The sequence below is a fragment of the Thalassovita sp. genome, assembly GCF_963691685.1.
Taxonomy (GTDB): domain Bacteria; phylum Pseudomonadota; class Alphaproteobacteria; order Rhodobacterales; family Rhodobacteraceae; genus Thalassobius.
In genome coordinates this window covers 2,298,805-2,317,215 of sequence record NZ_OY829290.1, presented here as the reverse complement: position 1 = coordinate 2,317,215, position 18,411 = coordinate 2,298,805, and the positions used below count along the sequence as shown (strand labels likewise).

15 protein-coding genes and 1 pseudogene are annotated in these 18,411 nt (G+C 60.0%); 7 read left to right on the top strand and 9 right to left on the bottom strand.

What is annotated here, in order from left to right; genetic code table 11:
* Nucleotides 1-44: 44 nt before the first annotated feature.
* From trkA to hflX, 4 genes are all read left to right on the top strand, one after another.
* Entirely contained in the window at nucleotides 45-1,421 is a 1,377-nt protein-coding gene (gene trkA / locus ACORLH_RS11290) for a Trk system potassium transporter TrkA (protein WP_321828515.1), read from the top strand.
* A gap of 29 nt (nucleotides 1,422-1,450) precedes the next feature.
* Nucleotides 1,451-2,965: a TrkH family potassium uptake protein gene (locus ACORLH_RS11285; RefSeq protein WP_321828514.1), complete on the top strand. Its 1,515-nt coding sequence runs from the start codon at nucleotides 1,451-1,453 to the stop codon at nucleotides 2,963-2,965.
* A 141-nt stretch (nucleotides 2,966-3,106) separates the two neighbouring features.
* Nucleotides 3,107-3,343, top strand: a complete 237-nt coding sequence (gene hfq / locus ACORLH_RS11280; RefSeq protein WP_058242056.1) for an RNA chaperone Hfq — start codon at nucleotides 3,107-3,109, stop codon at nucleotides 3,341-3,343.
* Entirely contained in the window at nucleotides 3,344-4,621 is a 1,278-nt protein-coding gene (gene hflX, locus ACORLH_RS11275) for a GTPase HflX (RefSeq protein WP_058242055.1), read from the top strand.
* 123 nt (nucleotides 4,622-4,744) lie between these two features.
* On the opposite strand, the gene ACORLH_RS11270 is transcribed toward hflX, so the two are convergent.
* Nucleotides 4,745-7,210: a penicillin acylase family protein gene (locus ACORLH_RS11270; protein WP_321828512.1), complete on the bottom strand. Its 2,466-nt coding sequence runs from the start codon at nucleotides 7,208-7,210 to the stop codon at nucleotides 4,745-4,747.
* Between the two features lie 68 nt (nucleotides 7,211-7,278).
* On the opposite strand from ACORLH_RS11270, the pseudogene ACORLH_RS11265 reads away from it, so the two are divergent.
* Nucleotides 7,279-8,163, top strand: a pseudogene (locus tag ACORLH_RS11265) (NAD(P)-dependent oxidoreductase); the annotation flags it as partial.
* A 203-nt stretch (nucleotides 8,164-8,366) separates the two neighbouring features.
* On the opposite strand, the gene ACORLH_RS11260 reads toward ACORLH_RS11265, so the two are convergent.
* From ACORLH_RS11260 to ACORLH_RS11235, 6 genes are all read right to left on the bottom strand, one after another.
* Nucleotides 8,367-8,702, bottom strand: coding sequence for a DMT family transporter (locus ACORLH_RS11260; RefSeq protein WP_321828511.1), 336 nt, complete (start codon nucleotides 8,700-8,702; stop codon nucleotides 8,367-8,369).
* Nucleotides 8,703-8,717: 15 nt separating this feature from the next.
* Nucleotides 8,718-9,335: a YitT family protein gene (locus ACORLH_RS11255; RefSeq protein WP_321828510.1), complete on the bottom strand. Its 618-nt coding sequence runs from the start codon at nucleotides 9,333-9,335 to the stop codon at nucleotides 8,718-8,720.
* Nucleotides 9,336-9,437: 102 nt separating this feature from the next.
* Nucleotides 9,438-10,652, bottom strand: coding sequence for an NADP-dependent isocitrate dehydrogenase (locus ACORLH_RS11250; RefSeq protein WP_321828509.1), 1,215 nt, complete (start codon nucleotides 10,650-10,652; stop codon nucleotides 9,438-9,440).
* A gap of 140 nt (nucleotides 10,653-10,792) precedes the next feature.
* Nucleotides 10,793-12,028, bottom strand: coding sequence for a multidrug effflux MFS transporter (locus tag ACORLH_RS11245; RefSeq protein ID WP_321828508.1), 1,236 nt, complete (start codon nucleotides 12,026-12,028; stop codon nucleotides 10,793-10,795).
* Nucleotides 12,029-12,207: 179 nt separating this feature from the next.
* Entirely contained in the window at nucleotides 12,208-12,903 is a 696-nt protein-coding gene (locus ACORLH_RS11240) for a DsbA family oxidoreductase (protein WP_321832811.1), read from the bottom strand.
* A gap of 119 nt (nucleotides 12,904-13,022) precedes the next feature.
* On the bottom strand, nucleotides 13,023-14,540 hold the full coding sequence (locus ACORLH_RS11235) for a class I adenylate-forming enzyme family protein (RefSeq protein ID WP_321832748.1): 1,518 nt from the start codon (nucleotides 14,538-14,540) through the stop codon (nucleotides 13,023-13,025).
* 76 nt (nucleotides 14,541-14,616) lie between these two features.
* Here ACORLH_RS11235 and ACORLH_RS11230 point away from each other — a divergent pair, with 76 nt between their 5' ends.
* Nucleotides 14,617-15,243, top strand: coding sequence for an XRE family transcriptional regulator (locus tag ACORLH_RS11230; protein ID WP_321832747.1), 627 nt, complete (start codon nucleotides 14,617-14,619; stop codon nucleotides 15,241-15,243).
* A gap of 85 nt (nucleotides 15,244-15,328) precedes the next feature.
* On the opposite strand, the gene ACORLH_RS11225 is transcribed toward ACORLH_RS11230, so the two are convergent.
* Together ACORLH_RS11225 and ACORLH_RS11220 are read right to left on the bottom strand one after the other, a co-directional pair.
* Nucleotides 15,329-15,442: an entericidin EcnA/B family protein gene (locus ACORLH_RS11225; protein ID WP_321832746.1), complete on the bottom strand. Its 114-nt coding sequence runs from the start codon at nucleotides 15,440-15,442 to the stop codon at nucleotides 15,329-15,331.
* A gap of 5 nt (nucleotides 15,443-15,447) precedes the next feature.
* Nucleotides 15,448-17,262 (bottom strand): extracellular solute-binding protein, encoded by a 1,815-nt coding sequence (locus tag ACORLH_RS11220; RefSeq protein ID WP_321832745.1) that lies wholly within the window; start codon nucleotides 17,260-17,262, stop codon nucleotides 15,448-15,450.
* Between the two features lie 347 nt (nucleotides 17,263-17,609).
* Here ACORLH_RS11220 and ACORLH_RS11215 point away from each other — a divergent pair, with 347 nt between their 5' ends.
* Nucleotides 17,610-18,380 carry a 3-hydroxybutyrate dehydrogenase gene (locus tag ACORLH_RS11215; RefSeq protein WP_321832744.1) on the top strand — a complete coding sequence of 257 codons (771 nt, stop codon included), beginning with the start codon at nucleotides 17,610-17,612 and terminating at the stop codon, nucleotides 18,378-18,380.
* Nucleotides 18,381-18,411: the final 31 nt, after the last annotated feature.

Here is an 18,411-nt window from a genome sequence, read left to right as displayed (position 1 = left end):
GCTGCGCATGCGATGCAAAGCGCCTGATTGCAGGGGAACATGTGATGAAGGTCATCATCTGCGGGGCAGGGCAGGTCGGCTGGCAAATCGCCCGCCATTTGTCTGGTGAAAAGAACGACGTCACCGTGGTCGACAACAATGCCGATCTGGTGCGTCGGGCCACGGATACGCTTGATGTGCAGGGGATTGCGGGCTTTGCTTCCTACCCGGATGTTCTGGATCAGGCCGGGGCACGGGACGCGGATATGATCATCGCGGCGACCCATTCCGATGAGGTCAACATGGTGACCTGTCAGGTGGCGCATTCGGTGTTTGCCATTCCGCGGAAAATCGCCCGTCTGCGTTCACAAAGCTATCTGACCGCGATTTATTCTGACCTCTACCGGCGTGACCACATGCCGATCGATGTGGTGATCAGCCCGGAACGCGAAGTTGCCGAGGCAGCGCTGCAGCGCATCGCCTCACCGGCCGCCTTTGACACGGAGAAGTTTCTGTCAGGTAAAGCGCATCTTTTGGGCATCAGCATCGAAGAGGGCTGCCCGGTGGTGAATACGCCATTGCGCCAGCTGAATGATCTGTTTTCCACCCTGCGCGCGATTGTGGTGGGGATCCGCCGTGACGGTCGCCTGTTTGCGCCAGAAGCGGGCGATCAGATTTTTGTCGGGGATGAATGCTATATCTTCACCGTGAACGAAGACATTAATCGCACGATGGAAATCTTTGGCAAAGAAGCCAAAAAGCAGGAACGTGTGGTCATCATCGGCGGCGGCAACGTTGGGCTTGCGGTGGCGCGCTCGCTTGAAGAACGAACCGAACGGGTGCGGGCCAAAGTGGTGGAGCGCAACCGTAGCATCGCCGAGAAAGCTGCTGATATTCTTGAGAAAACCATCGTTTTGCATGGCGACGGACTGGACGTATCCCTGCTGTCGGAAGCCAGCATTGAACGCGCTGATGCGGTGCTCTGTGTGACGGACGATGATAAGACCAACATGCTGGCAGCGGTGCGCGCCAAGGCCGAAGGCTGCCCGATGGCGATCGCGCTGATCAATGACCCGACTCTGGTTCCGATGATGGCGCCGCTGGGCATTGATGCCTACGTCAACCCGCGCTCAACCACCGTGTCGTCGATCCTGCGCCATGTGCGGCACGGCAAGGTGCACAGTGTGTATTCCATCGGCGACGCTGAGGCGGAGATGATTGAGGCGGAGGTGCTTTCGACCTCGCCCATCGCGGGCCGCAAGATCCGCGACATTGAGTTTCCCGAAGGTGTGCTGGTGGGCGGCGTGCTGAAGGGCGACAAGGTGGTGAAACCGCTGGCCGATACCCGGATTGATGACGGCGATGTTGTGGCGCTGTTCTCTCTGGCCTCCGACGTGCCTGAGGTGGAGCGGCTGTTGCAGGTCTCCATCGATTTCTTCTAGCATTCACCAATAGCATAGGGACCCCTGTGATGTGGGCGCGGCTGCTTGAGCAACCATTGTTTCTGTTGATGGCGGGGATTTCTGCGCTGTCGATGCTGGTGCCTGCCGCCCATGCTTTTGCCTTGGAAAACGCCGCTGAGGGGCGGGCGTTCCTCTATTCCGCAGTGCTCGGAGGGTTGATTGTGGCGCTGGTCGGGATCGCCCGGGCCAATCTGCTGCGCCGGCGCGGTGAAATGGGCAATCTGCTGGCGCTGTTTGCCGGGCTTGCCGCACTTCCGCTGTTTCTGGCGCTGCCGTTTTATGAGGCGCTGCGCACCACCTCTTACCTCAACGCCTATGTGGAGATGGTCTCGGCCCTGACCACCACGGGGGCTGCGTTTTTTGAGGCTGATCGGCTGAGTGACACCCTGCACCTGTGGCGCGGCATGGTCGGCTGGATGGGCGGCGCGCTAATCTGGGTGGCCGCGGCGGCGATCCTGGCGCCGCTGAACCTTGGTGGTTTTGAGGTCACCGCAACGGCTGAGCCCGGCCAAAGCGATGTGCTGCACGGCCGGTTCGAACGTCCTGATCCCCAGCGCCGGATCATCCGCGTGGCGGTGCAGCTGCTGCCGATCTACATCGGTTTGACCTTTGCGCTATGGGTGATGCTGACGATCAGTGGCGACCTGCCTTTGGTGGCGCTGATCCATGGCATGTCGGTGATGGCCACCAGCGGGATCACCCCGCTGCAATCGGCAGGCGATGCGCAGGCGGGTGTCACCGGTGAAGCGATCACTGCGCTCTTCATGCTGTTTGCCCTGTCGCGGCTGACCTTTTCGACCGACACGATCACCACCTCCCGCCGCGGCCTGCATGAGGATCCGGAATTCCGTCTGGGATTGGTTCTGGTCGTCGCAGTGCCGACGCTGTTGTTCATGCGCCATTGGGTGGCCTCCTACAGTATGGAGGAGGAACAAAGCGTCATGGTGGCGCTGCGGGCGCTCTGGGGCGGTCTGTTCACCACGTTGTCGTTCCTGTCGACCACCGGGTTTGAAAGCGTTGAGTGGAAGACCGCGCGCGATTGGTCGGGCCTGCCGACGCCGGGCCTCATTTTCCTCGGTCTGGCGATGATTGGCGGCGGTGTGGCCACCACGGCGGGCGGTGTAAAGCTGCTGCGGGTCTGGGCGCTCTACCTCAACGGATTGCGTGAGATTGAGCGTCTGGTGCATCCATCCTCGGTGGGGCGCGCCCATGGGATGAGCCGCCGCATCCGGCGTCAGGGGGCGTTTATCGCGTGGATCTTCTTTATGATGTTTGCCCTGTCGCTGGCCTTTTTCACCATGGTTTTTGCGGGCTACGGTTCTGACCTGCAAACCGCGCTGACACTGGCGATTGCGGGCCTTTCGACCACCGGACCGCTGGTCAGCATTGCGCCGGAAACCACGGTGCACCTGTCCTCACTGGCGCCGGTGGCAAAACTGACCTTCGCTGCGGCGATGGTGCTGGGCCGGCTGGAGATGCTGGCGATTGTGGCGCTCTTTACCTCTGGGCTGTTCCGCCGCTAGGTCACCGATTGGCCACAGTGATCCCCGCGAAGATACCCTGTTGATTTTTGGGGTGGAAACTCCTCTGCTGGCGCGACATAGTAGCACCTATTGATGAACAGGGACGCCGGAAAAGCGGCAAATAATAAAAGGTAACCATAAATGGCTTCCGACAAACAGAACCTGCAAGACGCCTTTCTGAACCACACCCGGAAAACGAAGATCCCGGTGACCATCTTTCTGATCAACGGCGTGAAGCTGCAGGGGGTCATCACCTGGTTTGACAATTTCTGTGTGCTCCTGCGCCGTGACGGCCAGTCGCAGCTTGTCTACAAACACGCAATCTCGACCATCATGCCGGCACAACCCATCAACCTTTACGATGGTGAAGAGTCCTAATTGGAAACACATGAACGGATCGCGACCCGCGCCTGGGTTCTGCATCCTGATCTGAAAACCGACAAGAACCGTCGTGAAGCAGACTATGCCTTGGAAGAGGCGGTCTCGCTTGCGGCGGCTTTGCCCGATTTGGAGGTGGTTGGATCCACCAAAGTGCCGCTGCCCCGCGCGCACGCGGGCTACCTGTTTGGCTCGGGAAAGATCGAGGAACTGAAACAGCTCCTGAAAGCGAATGAGGTCGAATTGGTGCTGATCGACGGGCCAGTGACGCCCGTGCAGCAACGTAACCTTGAAAAGGCCTGGAAGGTCAAACTGCTGGACCGCACCGGTCTGATCCTTGAGATCTTCTCGGACCGGGCCCGCACCCGCGAAGGTGTGTTGCAGGTGGAAATGGCGGCGCTGAGCTATCAGCGCACCCGACTGGTGCGCGCCTGGACCCACCTGGAACGCCAGCGGGGCGGATTGGGGTTTGTCGGCGGTCCCGGCGAAACCCAGATTGAGGCCGACCGCCGTGCGATCGACGAACAGCTGGTGCGCCTGCGCCGTCAGCTGGACAAGGTGGTGAAAACCCGCGAATTGCACCGCGCCGCCCGCGCCAAGGTGCCGTTTCCGGTGGTGGCGCTGGTGGGCTACACCAACGCTGGCAAATCCACCTTGTTCAACCATCTGACCGGCGCCGATGTGATGGCCAAAGACATGCTCTTTGCCACGCTGGATCCGACCATGCGGCGGGTTGATCTGCCCGACAACGGGCCTGAGGTGATCCTGAGTGATACGGTGGGCTTCATCTCGGACCTGCCGACGGAATTGGTCGCCTCCTTCCGTGCGACGCTGGAAGAGGTGCTGAGCGCCAACCTGATCCTGCATGTGCGTGACATTGCCCATCCCGAAACCGAGGGGCAGGCGGAAAACGTGCTGTCGATCATGGAGAGCCTGGGTGTGGGCGAAGACACCCCAGTTCTGGAGGTCTGGAACAAGATCGACCTCCTGGATGAGGACACCCGCGAGGTGATGAATGAACGCGCGGACCGCGAAGAGGATATCTTTGCGATCTCGGCGATCACCGGGGAAGGTCAGGGCAAGCTGCTGGATGCGGTGAAGGCCAAGCTGGCCTCGGAAACCCATGAAAGCCAGCTGAGCCTCAGCTTTGCCGAGGGCCGCAAACGCGCCTGGCTGTTTCAGGAGGATCTGGTGCAGCAGGAGGAACAGACCGAAACCGGTTTTGACCTCACCGTGCGCTGGACCGCCCGGCAGGAAAAACGCTTCCGCGATCTTTAAGATCTGTTAACCAAAAGGTGCGCGCCTATGTGGCGCGCGCCCTAAACCTCGGTCTGACGGCCTCAGACCATTGGAGCTGTTTCAAAAATACTCAAATGCCGAAGCGCTTATCGCCGCGAAACACTAGTTGACCGGACGCAGCACCGTCACGCCAACGGCGGCCGCGCGGGCCAGATCCTGATCCAGCGACATCGGGATATATTCGCCGCGCCGCCACAGCTCACCCAGATCATCGTAGTAGCGTGACAGGAAGTGGCCGGATTGCCCAGTGGCGGTGATGAAGACCGAACTGTCGGGATCTTCAAAGTCATAGACCCCGCGATAACCCGCACCATGGATGTTGCGGAAGGGATCAGCCGCATCCCCGGAGGCCAGGCCGCGCATCAGCGTCTGATCGCCGCCCGAGGTGGGCTGGCGGATGTTCACGAAACTGCGCAGCAGCGGAACGTCGCCCAGAACCGGGTGGTCATGGGCGGCCTGATGTGCCTCGCCCCATTGCAGGCTTTCCAGCGCCTGACCGTAGCGTTCCTCGATCCACAGCAGCGCATCATCCAGCGCGAGGCGTGCCATATCGGTGCAGCTTTCCACCGGGGCGGATTGGATCACGTCACACCAGATGCTGGCGCCGTCAACGTCGCGGTAGACACGTTCGATGAACAGCGGCTCCACCTGATTGAACTGATCGGCCAGCGGGCCCAGATCATCGCGGATCAGACGCTCCTGCAGGGCACGGACCCAGGCAGCGTAGATCAGCGGTTCGGGCATATGTTCGTTCATCTCACCGTTCCAATTGGCCAAGAGCGCCAATGCGCGCTGTCTTTGCCTCTCGGGCGTGCCATCGGGGGCGGCGGCGCCGGTGAACCAAAGATCTGCGCCGATCAGCGGCAGCAGGGTGCGGGCGGCGGGGCTGACGGTATCCAGCTGGGTTTCGATGAAACTGTCGCGGGTGTGGACCTGACGGCTTTGCATCAGCCGGGTCCAGCGTTGGATCCGCTGGGTGTCGCCCCAGTCAAAGCTGACATGCAGCGGGAAGGGGCGATCAACGGTTTTGTTGTTGGTGTTGCCGACGATGCCGCCGATCGGGTTCACAAATTCGGGGTTGGCGGCGTAGGAATGGCTGCCCTGCCAGCGGTTTTCCTCCAGCCAGCCGGGACTGGGCATGCGGCCCTGACTTTGGTGGCCGGAGTGGCGGCGGGGCATTTTGCCCAGTGTTTTCATAGCGATCTGGCTGTCATCCACCAGCACCATATTCAGCGCCGGGGCGACCATATCTTCGCCGGCGGCCATCGCGCCCTGCACGGTGCGGGCATACATGATGTTGATCGCCGCGGTGATGGAGCGGTCTTCCTCGGTCAGCGCGGTCCAGTTCAGCGTGGCAACGTGACCTTTGGGGGTGATGGTGCCGATATCGTTGAAGCTGGCGGGCAGGACCGGGCCGTTATCACTCCAGCGCAGGGTCAGGGTGACGGGTTTTTCTTCGGCGACCTGCAGGATTGATTTGCGGCTGCGGAAGGGTTTGAACCCCTCGGGCGTGCGGTATTCTTCGGGATTATCCGGGTTCAGTTCTTCAACATAGAGGTCCTGATCATCCAGATAGGCGGCGGTGATGCCCCAGCCCAACACGTTTGAGCGGCCCGACAATACGGCGGGAATGCCCGGGATGGTGGCGCCGATCACGCCGCCCTGTTGCAGCTGCAGCCGGGCCAGATACCAGCTGCCGGGCGCGGTGAAGCCCATATGCGGATCGCTGGCCAGAAGTGTGCCACCCGCGGCGGAGCGGCTGGTGGCGGCGGCCCAGGCGTTGGAGGCGCCGGAGAAACCGGCGCGGCTGAAGGGCGACAGCGGATGTTCTGGCAGCGGGGTGGAGGTCGCAAACCGCGGCAGCGTGGCATCAAACAGATCTGCATAACGGGGCAGGGCTGCGATGCCAGCCCCGGGCGCATCAGGCAGAATGTCCAGCAACCGTTCCGCAGGCAGCAAGAGCGAGGAGCGGGCGCGCAGCACTTCGGTGTCAATCTGGCCGGTCAGGCGCAGCGCCATCAGTTTCACCATCGCGATACTGTCGGCGGGCTGCCAGGGGGCGATCGGCATGTTGAACAGGAACATCTCAGGCGCGCCACGGCCCAGGGCGTTCTGGTTGATCTCATCCAGGCGGGCGTTTACCCCATCGGCGTAGGCTTTCAGGGCCACTTGCGTGCGGGCATCCTGATGGCGGACCGCTGCCTGCGCCAGCGGGTAGAGGTCAAGCCGGCGCATCACCGTGTCAATCTCAACCGTGCGGGTGCCAAAAACCTCGGACAGGCGGCCCTGCACGGTGCGGCGCAGCGTCACCATCTGCCACAGGCGGTCCTGCGCATGGGCATAGCCCAGGCCAAAGAACACATCCGCGTCGCTGGCCCCCAGAATATGCGGCACATTGGCATTGTCGCGTACGATTTCCAGCGGCGCCGAGAGGCCCGAAACCTGCAGCGTTTTATCGTAATCGGGCAGCGAACGGGAGGCCAGGAAGTAGATCCCCAGCATGGTCAGCACCGCCACCGCGATCATCCCACCGGTCAATCTCATAAGCCACCGGAAAATCAATGCCATGGTGTTGTCCTGTTCACTCTTGCCTTTGCCGCGCTAGCTAGCCACAAACCAAGAGAAACACAAATACCGAGGGGGTAAAAATGGCAAAAGTAGCATTTCTCGGCCTAGGCGTGATGGGCTACCCGATGGCAGGTCATCTGGTACAGGCCGGTCATCAGGTCACCGTTTACAATCGCACCGCCGCAAAAGCGGAAAAATGGGTGGCAGAGCATGGCGGCGCGATGGGTGTGACCCCACGCGAAGCGGCCGAAGGCGCGGATTTTGTGATGGCCTGTGTTGGCAATGACGATGACCTCCGCTCGGTCTGCCTGGGCGATGACGGTGCCTTTGCCGGCATGGCGGAAAACACCATCTTTGTGGATCACACCACGGTTTCGGCCAAAGTCACCGCAGAGCTTTATGATGTCGCCAAGAGGCAGGGCGTGGCCTTTGTGGATGCGCCGGTGTCTGGCGGTCAGGCGGGCGCGGAAAACGGTCAGCTGGTTGTGATGTGTGGCGGCGATCAGTCCGACTATGATAAAGCCGAAGCGGTGATCGATGCCTATGCGAAACTGTGCAAACGTCTGGGCGACAGCGGCGCGGGACAGAAGACCAAGATGGTCAATCAGATCTGCATTGCCGGTCTGGTACAGGCGCTGTCTGAGGGGCTGAACTTTGCTGAAAAGGCCGGTCTGGATGCGCGTGACGTGGTTGAGGTCATCGGCGGCGGTGCTGCGGGCAGCTGGCAGATGGTGAACCGTGTGGGCACCATGGCCGATGATGAGTTTGAACACGGCTTTGCGGTGGACTGGATGCGCAAGGATCTGGGCATTTGTCTGGACACCGCGGATGAGATTGGCGCCTCACTGCCGGTGACGGCGGTTGTGGATCAGTTCTACAAGGATGTGCAGGCCCTGGGCGGTGGTCGCTGGGACACCTCAAGCCTGATCAAACGCCTGCGCGCGCTGTCGTAAGACGTTTTGTTGAAGGGGCGCGGGCTCAAGGCCGAAGGCCACCGCGCATCGCCGGGCCGTCCCATGGCTCGGCGATTTTGTTTGGGGCGAGGAAGTCTGATGAGGTGCGCCCGCCCTATTTTGCAGTAGGCAAACCTCTGGATTGACGGGGCGGTTCGCGTGCAGCCAAATCGCAGAATTGGCAATTGGAAGCGCAGCTGGGGTCAGTGCCCCGCGGTTTTCGAAAACAGGTTGATCACCAGAATGCCTGCAAGGATCATCGCGATCCCCAGAACCGCGGGCCAGTCAAGCTTCTGACCGAAGACCAGATAGCCGATGATGGCGATCAACACGATGCCCAGCCCACTCCAAAGCGCATAGACCACACCCACGGGCAATGTCTTGAGCGTCAGCGACAGCAGCCAGAAGCTGGTGCCATAAGTAATCACTACCAGAACCGACGGCAACAGTTTGGAAAACTGTTGGCTGGCCTGCAGGGCCGAGGTGCCGATGGTTTCGGCGGCAACCGCCAGGAGCAGGATCAGATAGGTCTTGGGCATGGGCGGCTCCGGCGGTTAGGTGGCGATATACCAGTCTTTGCGGTGATTGACGGCGATGGTCAGGTTGATGACCACGGCCCCCAGAAGGGAATAGAGAACCAACGGCAGGTCAATCACAAATAGTGCCGCCGTGAAAACGCCAAGGTCAAACAGCAGCTGCGTGTAGCCGGCACGAAAGCCGGTTTTGTCCTGCAGGTACAGCGCCAGAATGCCGACGCCGCCTAGGGATGCGCCATGGCGGAACAGCGCCAGCAGCGCCGCGCCAGACAACATGCCAATCAATACGGCGCCCAAAATGGGATCCAGTGCCGCAAAGCTAACATAGCCGGGCATCAGAGTTGAGATCACCGACAGCATCGCCACCGCCGCAAAGGTCTTGAGAGTGAAGCGCCAACCCATGCGTCGGATCGCCAGCCAGTAAAACGGCAGGTTGACCACAAAGAACACCGCACCAAAGCCATAACCGGTGACATAGGAGATCAGCACCGCCAGACCCGCTGTCTGACCGGTGACGAGCCCAAGATGGGTCAGCATCACCATCGCAAACGACGCCATGGTGGTGCCAAAAATCAGCCCCTGTGCATCAGCAAGAAGGCCATGTTTCTGCGGGTTTTTCTGTGTGTTCTCAACCATACATCGGCCTTATCGCTGCATTGCAGAAAAATCCAGTGGGCAGGCAAGAAAAAACCTCCGGAAGGGGTGCCTCCGGAGGTTTTGTTTTTTATCGCGGTGGGATTAGCCAACCAGCGCCTTGTTCAGATTTTCGTCAATCTGCTCAAGGAAGCCCATGGTGGTCAGCCAGCCCTGATCGGGGCCAACCAGCAGCGCCAGGTCTTTGGTCATGTGGCCGGATTCAACGGTGTCGATGATGACCTTTTCCAGCGTTTCGGCAAACCGTTTCAGCTGAGCATTGTCGTCCAGTTTGGCGCGGTGCTTCAACGCGCCGGTCCAGGCGTAGATCGACGCGATCGAGTTGGTCGAGGTCGATTTGCCTTCCTGGTGCTGGCGATAGTGACGGGTCACGGTGCCATGCGCAGCCTCGGATTCGACAATCTTGCCATCCGGGGTCATCAGCTGGCTGGCCATCATGCCAAGTGAGCCAAAGCCCTGTGCAACCGTGTCAGACTGCACATCGCCGTCATAGTTCTTACAGGCCCAGACAAACTTGCCGTTCCATTTCAGCGCGCAGGCAACCATATCGTCGATCAGACGGTGTTCGTACCAGATGCCGGCGTCTTTGAACTTATCCGCAAACTCAGCTTCATAGATCTCCTGGAAGAGGTCTTTGAACCGGCCGTCATAGGCTTTCAGGATGGTGTTCTTGGTCGACAGGTAAACCGGCCAACCGACGTTCAGACCGTAGTTCAGCGAGGCGCGGGCGAAATCGCGGATGCTTTCATCCTGGTTGTACATGCCCATGTAGACACCGGCGTCCGGCGCATCATAGACCTCACGTTCGATCACCTCACCATTGGCGCCTTCCCATTTCATGGTCAGCTTACCGGCCGAGGGGAAATGGAAATCGGTGGCCTTGTACTGATCACCAAAGGCATGACGGCCCACCACGATGGGTGAGGTCCAGCCGGGAACCAGACGCGGCACGTTCTGACAGATGATCGGCTGACGGAACACCACGCCGCCCAAAATGTTGCGGATGGTGCCATTGGGGCTGCGCCACATCTTCTTGAGGCCAAATTCCTCAACCCGGGCTTCGTCCGGTGTGATGGTGGCACATTTGACGGCAACGCCGACTTCTTTGGTTTTTTCCGCCGCATCGATGGTGATCTGATCTTCGGTGCGGTCACGCTCTTCGATGCCCAGATCGTAATAGAGCAGGTCCACATCCAGATAGGGCAGGATCAATTTATCCTTGATGAACTGCCACATGATGCGGGTCATTTCATCGCCGTCCATTTCGACGATGGGGTTTTCAACCTTGATTTTCGACATAAGAGGAGTCTTTCGTACCTATATGAGTGCGATATTCTGACGCCCTCATACAGGAAATCTACGGCAAAGGCAATTGCGGTATGCGATGGTATACCGCGCGCAATACCTTTGACCGTAAATCCCTCAGTGCCGAAAATCCCTTACTGCGCAGCCACTGCCGCGCGGGTTTCAAGACGCTGCATCCAAAGCATCACAAAAAGTGCTGCAACCATGGCGATGGCAACCCCGATGGTCAGCGGCAAAGGTGTGCCGTTGAAGGTCAGGCCGACAGGGGCTGCGATGGCAGCAGAAATCACCGTTGCCACCCCGCCCGAGACCGAGGCCGCGGTGCCCGCGATGTGGCCCATGGGCTCCATCGTGATGGCGTTGAGGTTGCCTAGGGTCAGACCGGCATTGAAGAAGACCGAGGTGATCCAGATCACGAAGACATAGAACATCGCATCCCCCGGCAGACCATTGAGGCCAAAGTTCATCCAGGCCAGCGACATGGCGGATGCGGCAACAACCTGCATGGCCACAGCCACGGTGATCATCCGGCGCATGCCGAAACGCATCACCATTGCAGCGTTCAGCAGGCTGGCGGTGCCCGACACCAGCGCCACAACAGCAAACCAGAAGGGGAAGCTGGCGGCGCGGTCAAACACATCATCAAAGATCGGCTGGATCAGACTGATCGACATGAAGAGTGTGGCAAAACACAAGGTCTGCGTCGCAATCGACAGGCGCACGGTGGGATGGGCAAACATCTCTTTAATGGCGCTGCCGATCTTGCCGACCCTAAAGGGGCGGCGGTTCTCAACCGGCAGGGATTCCGGTTGGCGCAGCATCAGCCAGCCCACAGAAAACACCGAGAAGATGATGAAGGAGCCGAAGATACCGCGCCATCCAACAAGGCTGATCACCCCAGCGCCCAGCAGCGGCGCAACGGCCGGCACCAGCGTGAAGACCATCATCGCAAAGCTCATGATGCGCGCCATATCGCGGCCCGAATACAGGTCACGCACAATAGCCAGTCCAACCACACGCGGGGCCGCCGCGCCCAGGCCCTGCAGGACGCGGGCGATCAGCAGCATCTCCATCCCCTGTGTCAGCAGTGCCACGACCGAGGCCGCGATATAAAGCGCAGCGCCTATGACGATGACCTTCTTGCGGCCAAAACTGTCAGACAGCGGGCCGGTGAAGAAGGTGCCGATGCCCATGCCAAAAACAAAGGAGGTCAGCACCAGCTGGGCCTGGTTCATGTCATCCGGGCTGAGGGCGCGGCCAATCTCGGGCAGGGCGGGCAGCATGGAATCGATGGAGAAGGCGATCGTGGCAAAGAGCATCGCCAAGAGGGCGACAAACTCCACACGGGAGAGACGGGCGGGTTCAGACATCGGTCTACTTTCACTGGGTTTGCTTGGGCCAGAAATGTGACCCGAGACATGGCCCCGTAATCGCGGAGCACTTATGAGGGTAGCGCGTCAGCGGTGGGACCGCTATACGCGCTAAATACGGTATTCATGCAGTAGGCAAGGTGTCGCCGAAGGTGACGAACCGGCCCGCTGGTGTTGCCTTATGCGCTTGGCGGTTCGGCACCATCGCCGGTCTTGTCCGACGCTGCGGTCTGCACATGGTTTTCGATGATCTCATCGATGACCTTCAGCCACATTTCGGTCGATTGCGCACCCGGCACGGCGTGCTGACTGGCCACGATAAAGGTCGGGACCGAGCTGACACCCATCTGACGGGCCGCCTGATCGCGCTGCTGGATTTCAGCCGCGTCGGCCTCACCCTCCAACAATTTGCGTACCACAGAGGCATCGAGGCCCGCACCGTCGGCAATATCGGCCAGCGTGTCGGTATCGCCAATGTCACGGCCGTCGACAAAATAGGCTTTGAACAGGGCCGAGACCACGGCGGTCTGTTTGCCCTCCAGCCCGGCCCAATGGATCAAGCGATGGGCCTTCAGCGTGTTGGGGGTCACCTTGATCCCTTCAAGGTTCACCTTCAGCCCGGCCTGATCCGCGTGCTGTTGCACCGGCATATAGGCCTTCACCGCGCCGTCTTTGCCACCAAACTTGGTTTCCAGATAGGTGCGGCGGTCCATGCCAGCGGCCGGCATATCCGGGTTCAGCTGAAACGGATGCCATTCGATCACGAAGGGATGGCCGGGGCGCTGTTCCAAGGCACGGTCAAGATAGGTTTTGCCGATGTAGCACCACGGGCAGATCGGATCCGACAGGATGTCCAGCTTCACTGCCTGTTCCATTGTATCCAAACCGTCCATTGCGCGCTCTCCTATAGAAGATCGCTGTGCCTAAACGGTTTCGTTCAAAAAGGAAAGATGCAGAACCGCACAGTGGACTTCACTTATTTGCGAAGCCGCGGTCATGCCTTGACGGGATAGAGCGATTTCAAGGCCTTACGCGACAGTTTGCCGTTTGGATTTGTCGGCAGTACCGGCAGGTGCACCCAGTCGCGCGGCTGTTTGTAGCGCGCCAGACGTTCTGAGGCGAATTCAGAAAGCGATGCCTTATCAATGGGTTCCGGGCTGCTGTAAAAGGCAACGATCAGCTTGGTGTCGGCCTTAACCTCAACGTCTGTGACGCCCAGGGCGGTGACGCCGGGCAGGCCTGTCAGGGCGGCCTCCACCTCCAGCGGGGACACGCGATAGCCGCCGGCATTCATCATATCGTCGCCACGACCGGCGTACTCAATCTGGCCATCTGCGCGCATCACGCCGTGATCGCCGGTCAGGAACCAGCCATCGCGGAACCGCGCCTTGGTGGCGTCTTCGGCGCCGAAATAGCCCAGCATCAGGCCGGGGTCTGTTTCGTGAACGCAGATTTCGCCCTCTTCCCCGATGCTTACCGCGCCATCCTCATTTCGCAGCGCAATCCGGCGCCCGATCTGCGGCTGACCCAACGCGCCATCGGTTGCCGGGTGATCAGGGCTGGAGGAGATGAAGGTGGAACATTCTGACATGCCGTAGGCTTCGTAAATCGCCTTGCCCCCGGTCGCACTAGTCCAGGCGGCGCGAATGGCCTCGGACAGTTTTTCCCCGGCCGCCAGACCATGGCGCAGGGCGGGCAGATCCAGCTGGTCCCGGGACTGTAACATCTTGCGATAAACCCCTGGCGCGGCTGCAAAAAGCGTGGCGTCATGTTGTTTCAACAGATGTGGCAGATGATCCATTGCCACGCCTTCCGCCGGGATCAGCGCGGTCGCGCCGACGGACCATGGATCCATCAACCCGGTGCCCAGCGTGAAGGTCCAGTTGAAGGCACCAGCGTGCAGCAGCCGGTCCGTGGGCTGAAGCCCGTACCAGCCCTGATGCATCATCTGCCGCGCCCAGATCGCGCGATGGGCGTGCATCACTGCACGCGGCGTGCCTGAGGTGCCTGAGGTGTAGATGATATAGGCCAGCCGGTTGGGATCCCCCATTTCATACGCGGCTTGCGGTAGGTTGCGCATCGCGGCCAGATCAGCCGTTGTGACGGTTTCAATACCTGCGGAGCAGGCCACATCGGGATCCCGCAACACCGCACGGGGCGACAGCTGGGCGATCATCTTGGCAACCTCAGCCTCGGTCAGCATTGACGAGGTCGGCACCGGGATCAGCCCAACGGCGATGGCCCCTAGATAGGCGATCGGGAAATCCACCGTATTGCCCAGCCGCATCAGCAGGATGTCTCCGGGTTCATAGCCACGCTGCAGCAGGCCGGTGCCTGTGCCCAGAACCGCCTGTTTTAGCTGCGCATAGCTCCACTCTTCGGCGCTGGTTGCGGACAGGACCGCAAGGGCGATTTTATCTGCGTGGCTGTCGGCCGCAGCCAGAACATGGGCGGCCAGATTGAACGGCGTCGGGCAGGGCGCAAAGGCGCCTTGATCAAAGAGTGCTTGCATACCCTCGGGATAGGCAAAGGCCGATCCGGTTGCAAGCTGCGTTGCAACATGGGGCGCAGCCGCGTATGACAGCGCTATGACAGAACAGATGCCCCAAGGATCGATCGTTCGGATCGCGCGTGAGAACGGCAATCAGGAAAGCCCTGAGCCGCTGGATCTGCCAAGCCGCGTGCGTGAGCTGCGCAAATCGCGCGGTCTGACGCTGGAACAGGCGGCCGGGCAGGCGGGCCTGGCGCGTTCGACCCTGTCGAAGATCGAAAACGGGCAGATGTCACCGACCTATGAGGCGTTGAAAAAGCTGGCGACGGGGCTGGAGATTTCGGTACCACAGCTGTTCACCCCACCCATCCGCGAAAAGGTCAACGGCCGTATGGCGCTGACCCGCAATGATGAAGGCACCGGCCACGCCACCGCCACCTATGAACATGAGATGCTGGGCGGCAGCCTGACCAAGAAGACCATGCTGCCCTATCGCGCCCGTGTCCGTGCCCGCTCGATGGAGGAATTTGACGGCTGGGTGCGTCACGACGGCGAAGAGTTCCTCTATGTTCTGACCGGCGTTGTGCGGCTTTACACTGAGTTTTACGAACCGGTCGAAATGCGTCGCGGGGATAGCGCCTATTACGATGCCACCATGGGGCATAACGTGATTTCGCTCAGCCCGGAGGATGCAACGATCCTATGGGTGACCTCACTGGTGTAAATAGTAACTCTCGGCGATATCTGAGGGGTAACAAATGAAAAAGGCGGCCGGGTGAGGCCGCCTTTTCCTTTGGAACCAGTGTGGTTCAGAACCAGCCCTGAACCCGGCGGGACCCGCCCGAGATATCCTGGCCAATCCCATCAATTGTTGCGCAGCCCGCCAGCAGGGTCAGGGTTGCGATGACAAAGAGCTTCTTCATGCCTGTTACTCCTCAGACCACCAAACATCTGGCGTGTAGCCGATACGGTCGCCATAAATCGGGGTATTTTGCGGGAATTGCAACGTTTTGCGATGGGCGATCCGGGCCGGGCCACCCGCCCAGAGCGGAATGACGTAGCGACCGGCCATCAACTGACGGTCCAGCGCCCGGGTTGCGGCGGTGAAGTCCTCACTTGAAGTGGCGGTCAGCATCGCCTGAATTGTGGCATCCACAGCGGCGGATTTCATCCCCATCAGGTTGCGCGATCCTTCGATATCGGCCTGCGCCGATCCCCAATAGAGGTTCTGTTCATTGCCCGGGCTCAGCGACAGGTAACGCACATAGGGCATCATGTCGAAGTCCTGCTTATCACGGCGTTCAGCAAATTGCGCATTGTCGACTTGGGCGATCTGCATGGTGATGCCCAGACGGGTCAGCCCCTCACGGTAGATCTCCATGATCGATTGGGCTTCTTTGTCGCCCTGACGGATCACAACTTCGAAGGTGAAAGGCGCGCCATCCGCATTGACCAGCGTGCCGTCTTTGACGGTCCAGCTGGCCTCTTCCAGCAGTTTCAGGGCGGCGCGCGTGTCGGCGCGGTTGCGCGGGCTGTCGTCCCCTGCGGGCAAGGTCAGGCCTTCGATGGTGCCGGGCAGAAGATCCGCGGCATAGGGTTGCAGTATCTCCAGCACCTTGCCGGTGGCGGGGCCCTCTTGCAGCCCAAGGTGCGAGTTGGAGAAGTAAGATTGGATCCGGTTCTGGCGGCCACCGGTGACGGTGCCGTTCACATAGGGAAAGTTGAAGGCGGTGATCATCGCCTGACGTACGCGCCAATCCTCAAACACCGGCCGGCGTGAGTTCATCACATAGCCCACCATGCCGGTGGGGCGCTGGTGTTTGATTTCAGATTTCAGCACGTCACCATCAGACACCGCTGGGAAGTCATACTGGCTGGCCCATTTTTCAGCGTTGCCTTCGCGGTAGAAATTCATCTCCCCCGCTTTGAACGCTTCAAACAGCACCGACTGGTCGCCGTAAAACTCAATCCGCAGCTCATCAAAGTTGCCGGTGCCCTGGCGGAAGGCCAGATCCTTGCCCCAATAGTCCGGGTTGCGCTTCAGCGAGACGTATCGCCCCGCCTCATAGTCAGAAACCACATAAGGCGCCGAGGTGATCGGCACATCCTGCAGGCTGCCCTCGGTCAGGGCCATGTCCTGCCACTGCGCCTTCTTCAGGATCGGCCGCAGACCTGCGATCAGGGCCAGTTCACGATCTTCGACGTTGAAGGTGATCCGGACCGAACGGTCACCGGTCTTTTCGATTTTGTCGATCTTCTTCCAGAACCCGTGGTAGCGTGGATGCCCTTCGGTGCCGAGGGTTTCATAGGACCAGATCACATCTTCGACGGTCAGCGGGCTGCCATCGGAAAACTTGGCCTCAGGCCGAAGGGTGAACTCGACCCAGGAACGATCTTCGGGCACCTCAATGCTTTCGGCCAGAAGCCCGTAAAGCGTGAAGGGTTCGTCCCAGCTGCGCCCCATAAGTGATTCGGAAATAAAGAAGCGCAGCTGCCACGGCACCGTGCCTTTGCGCACAAACGGGTTCAAACTGTCAAAGCCGCCTGTGTTGCCTTCGATAAAGGACCCGCCTTTAGGGGCATCGGCGTTGACGTAGGGCAAGGACTGGTAATCGGCGGGCAGGGCCGGTTCGCCGTACATTGCAATTCCGTGTTTCGGGGCGGCCTGCAGCGCACTGCCCAACAAAACAAGTGCTGCGGCGCTGGTAAGTGTCTTCAGTCGTGGGAAAATCTCTGGTCGCATTCTGGCAACAATCCTACTCTGCCTTATTTTATTTGGACTTAGCCTAATGTGGCTTTTGTGTGATTTCAATTTTTTAGCTTGGAACGAGCGGATGTTTTGCTTATAAAGGGATCACTGCTCGATAGGTTTCTTGCCTGTATGAAACCTGCCTCAATAACTTTGCGCCGGCCTTGTGCCGGCGTTTTTTTGTTTAGAGCCCATATTTCTTGGCTCTGCGCGGTTTTTCGCCGAAGGCGCCCTCTCTTTAGGCGGGGCGCGAAACAACCCGAATCATCGTAGTTCTGCTGACTCGCCGCAGGGCAGAGGAGCGGTTATGCTGCGGTTGCAAAGTAATGGCGAGGGTAAAAATGACATTGCAGGGAAAAACTGCCGTGGTGACGGGATCGAACTCCGGCATTGGTCTGGGTGTGGCACGGGAACTGGCACGCGCCGGGGCGGATGTGGTGCTGAACTCATTCACCGACAGCGCGGAAGATCACGCATTGGCCGCTGAGATGTCGACGGAATTCGGCGTCACCGTGCGCTATATTCAGGCCGATATGTCCAAGGCCGATGACTGTCGCCAACTGATTGAAAAAGCGGGACGTTGCGACATTCTGATCAACAACGCCGGCATCCAGCATGTGGAGCCGATTGACAGTTTCCCGGTGGAGAAATGGGACGCGATCATTGCGATCAACATGTCGTCGGCCTTCCACACCACCGCGGCGGCGCTACCGATGATGCGCGATGCAGGATGGGGCAGGGTGATCAACATCGCCTCGGCCCACGGTCTGACGGCTTCGCCCTTCAAATCGGCCTATGTGGCAGCCAAACACGGTGTTGTCGGACTGACCAAAGTGACGGCGCTGGAAACCGCGCGCGAACCGATCACCTGCAACGCGATCTGCCCCGGCTATGTAGCGACGCCACTGGTTGAGGCGCAGATTCCCGACACGATGGAAAAATACGGCAAATCCCGCGAAGAGGTTGTGGAAATGCTGATGGAGCGCCAGCCGTCGAAGGAATTCGCCACCGTGGAGCAACTGGGCGGCACCTGTGTCTTCCTCTGCTCTGAGGCGGCTACACAGATGACCGGCACCACGCTGTCGGTGGACGGTGGCTGGACCGCCCTCTGATCCCGTCAGATCATGTAAACCCCGCAGCCCG

What these genes read in the sequence shown, in the direction of transcription:
- trkA (WP_321828515.1), top strand. Translation starts at nt 45, where the DNA reads ATGAAGGTCATCATCTGCGGGGCAGGGCAGGTCGGCTGGCAAATCGCC.
- ACORLH_RS11285 (WP_321828514.1), top strand. Translation starts at nt 1,451, where the DNA reads ATGTGGGCGCGGCTGCTTGAGCAACCATTGTTTCTGTTGATGGCGGGG.
- hfq (WP_058242056.1), top strand. Translation starts at nt 3,107, where the DNA reads ATGGCTTCCGACAAACAGAACCTGCAAGACGCCTTTCTGAACCACACC.
- ACORLH_RS11270 (WP_321828512.1), bottom strand. Translation starts at nt 7,210, where the DNA reads ATGGCATTGATTTTCCGGTGGCTTATGAGATTGACCGGTGGGATGATC.
- ACORLH_RS11260 (WP_321828511.1), bottom strand. Translation starts at nt 8,702, where the DNA reads ATGCCCAAGACCTATCTGATCCTGCTCCTGGCGGTTGCCGCCGAAACC.
- ACORLH_RS11255 (WP_321828510.1), bottom strand. Translation starts at nt 9,335, where the DNA reads ATGGTTGAGAACACACAGAAAAACCCGCAGAAACATGGCCTTCTTGCT.
- ACORLH_RS11250 (WP_321828509.1), bottom strand. Translation starts at nt 10,652, where the DNA reads ATGTCGAAAATCAAGGTTGAAAACCCCATCGTCGAAATGGACGGCGAT.
- ACORLH_RS11245 (WP_321828508.1), bottom strand. Translation starts at nt 12,028, where the DNA reads ATGTCTGAACCCGCCCGTCTCTCCCGTGTGGAGTTTGTCGCCCTCTTG.
- ACORLH_RS11240 (WP_321832811.1), bottom strand. Translation starts at nt 12,903, where the DNA reads ATGGAACAGGCAGTGAAGCTGGACATCCTGTCGGATCCGATCTGCCCG.
- ACORLH_RS11235 (WP_321832748.1), bottom strand. Translation starts at nt 14,540, where the DNA reads ATGCAAGCACTCTTTGATCAAGGCGCCTTTGCGCCCTGCCCGACGCCG.
- ACORLH_RS11230 (WP_321832747.1), top strand. Translation starts at nt 14,617, where the DNA reads ATGACAGAACAGATGCCCCAAGGATCGATCGTTCGGATCGCGCGTGAG.
- ACORLH_RS11225 (WP_321832746.1), bottom strand. Translation starts at nt 15,442, where the DNA reads ATGAAGAAGCTCTTTGTCATCGCAACCCTGACCCTGCTGGCGGGCTGC.
- ACORLH_RS11220 (WP_321832745.1), bottom strand. Translation starts at nt 17,262, where the DNA reads ATGCGACCAGAGATTTTCCCACGACTGAAGACACTTACCAGCGCCGCA.
- ACORLH_RS11215 (WP_321832744.1), top strand. Translation starts at nt 17,610, where the DNA reads ATGACATTGCAGGGAAAAACTGCCGTGGTGACGGGATCGAACTCCGGC.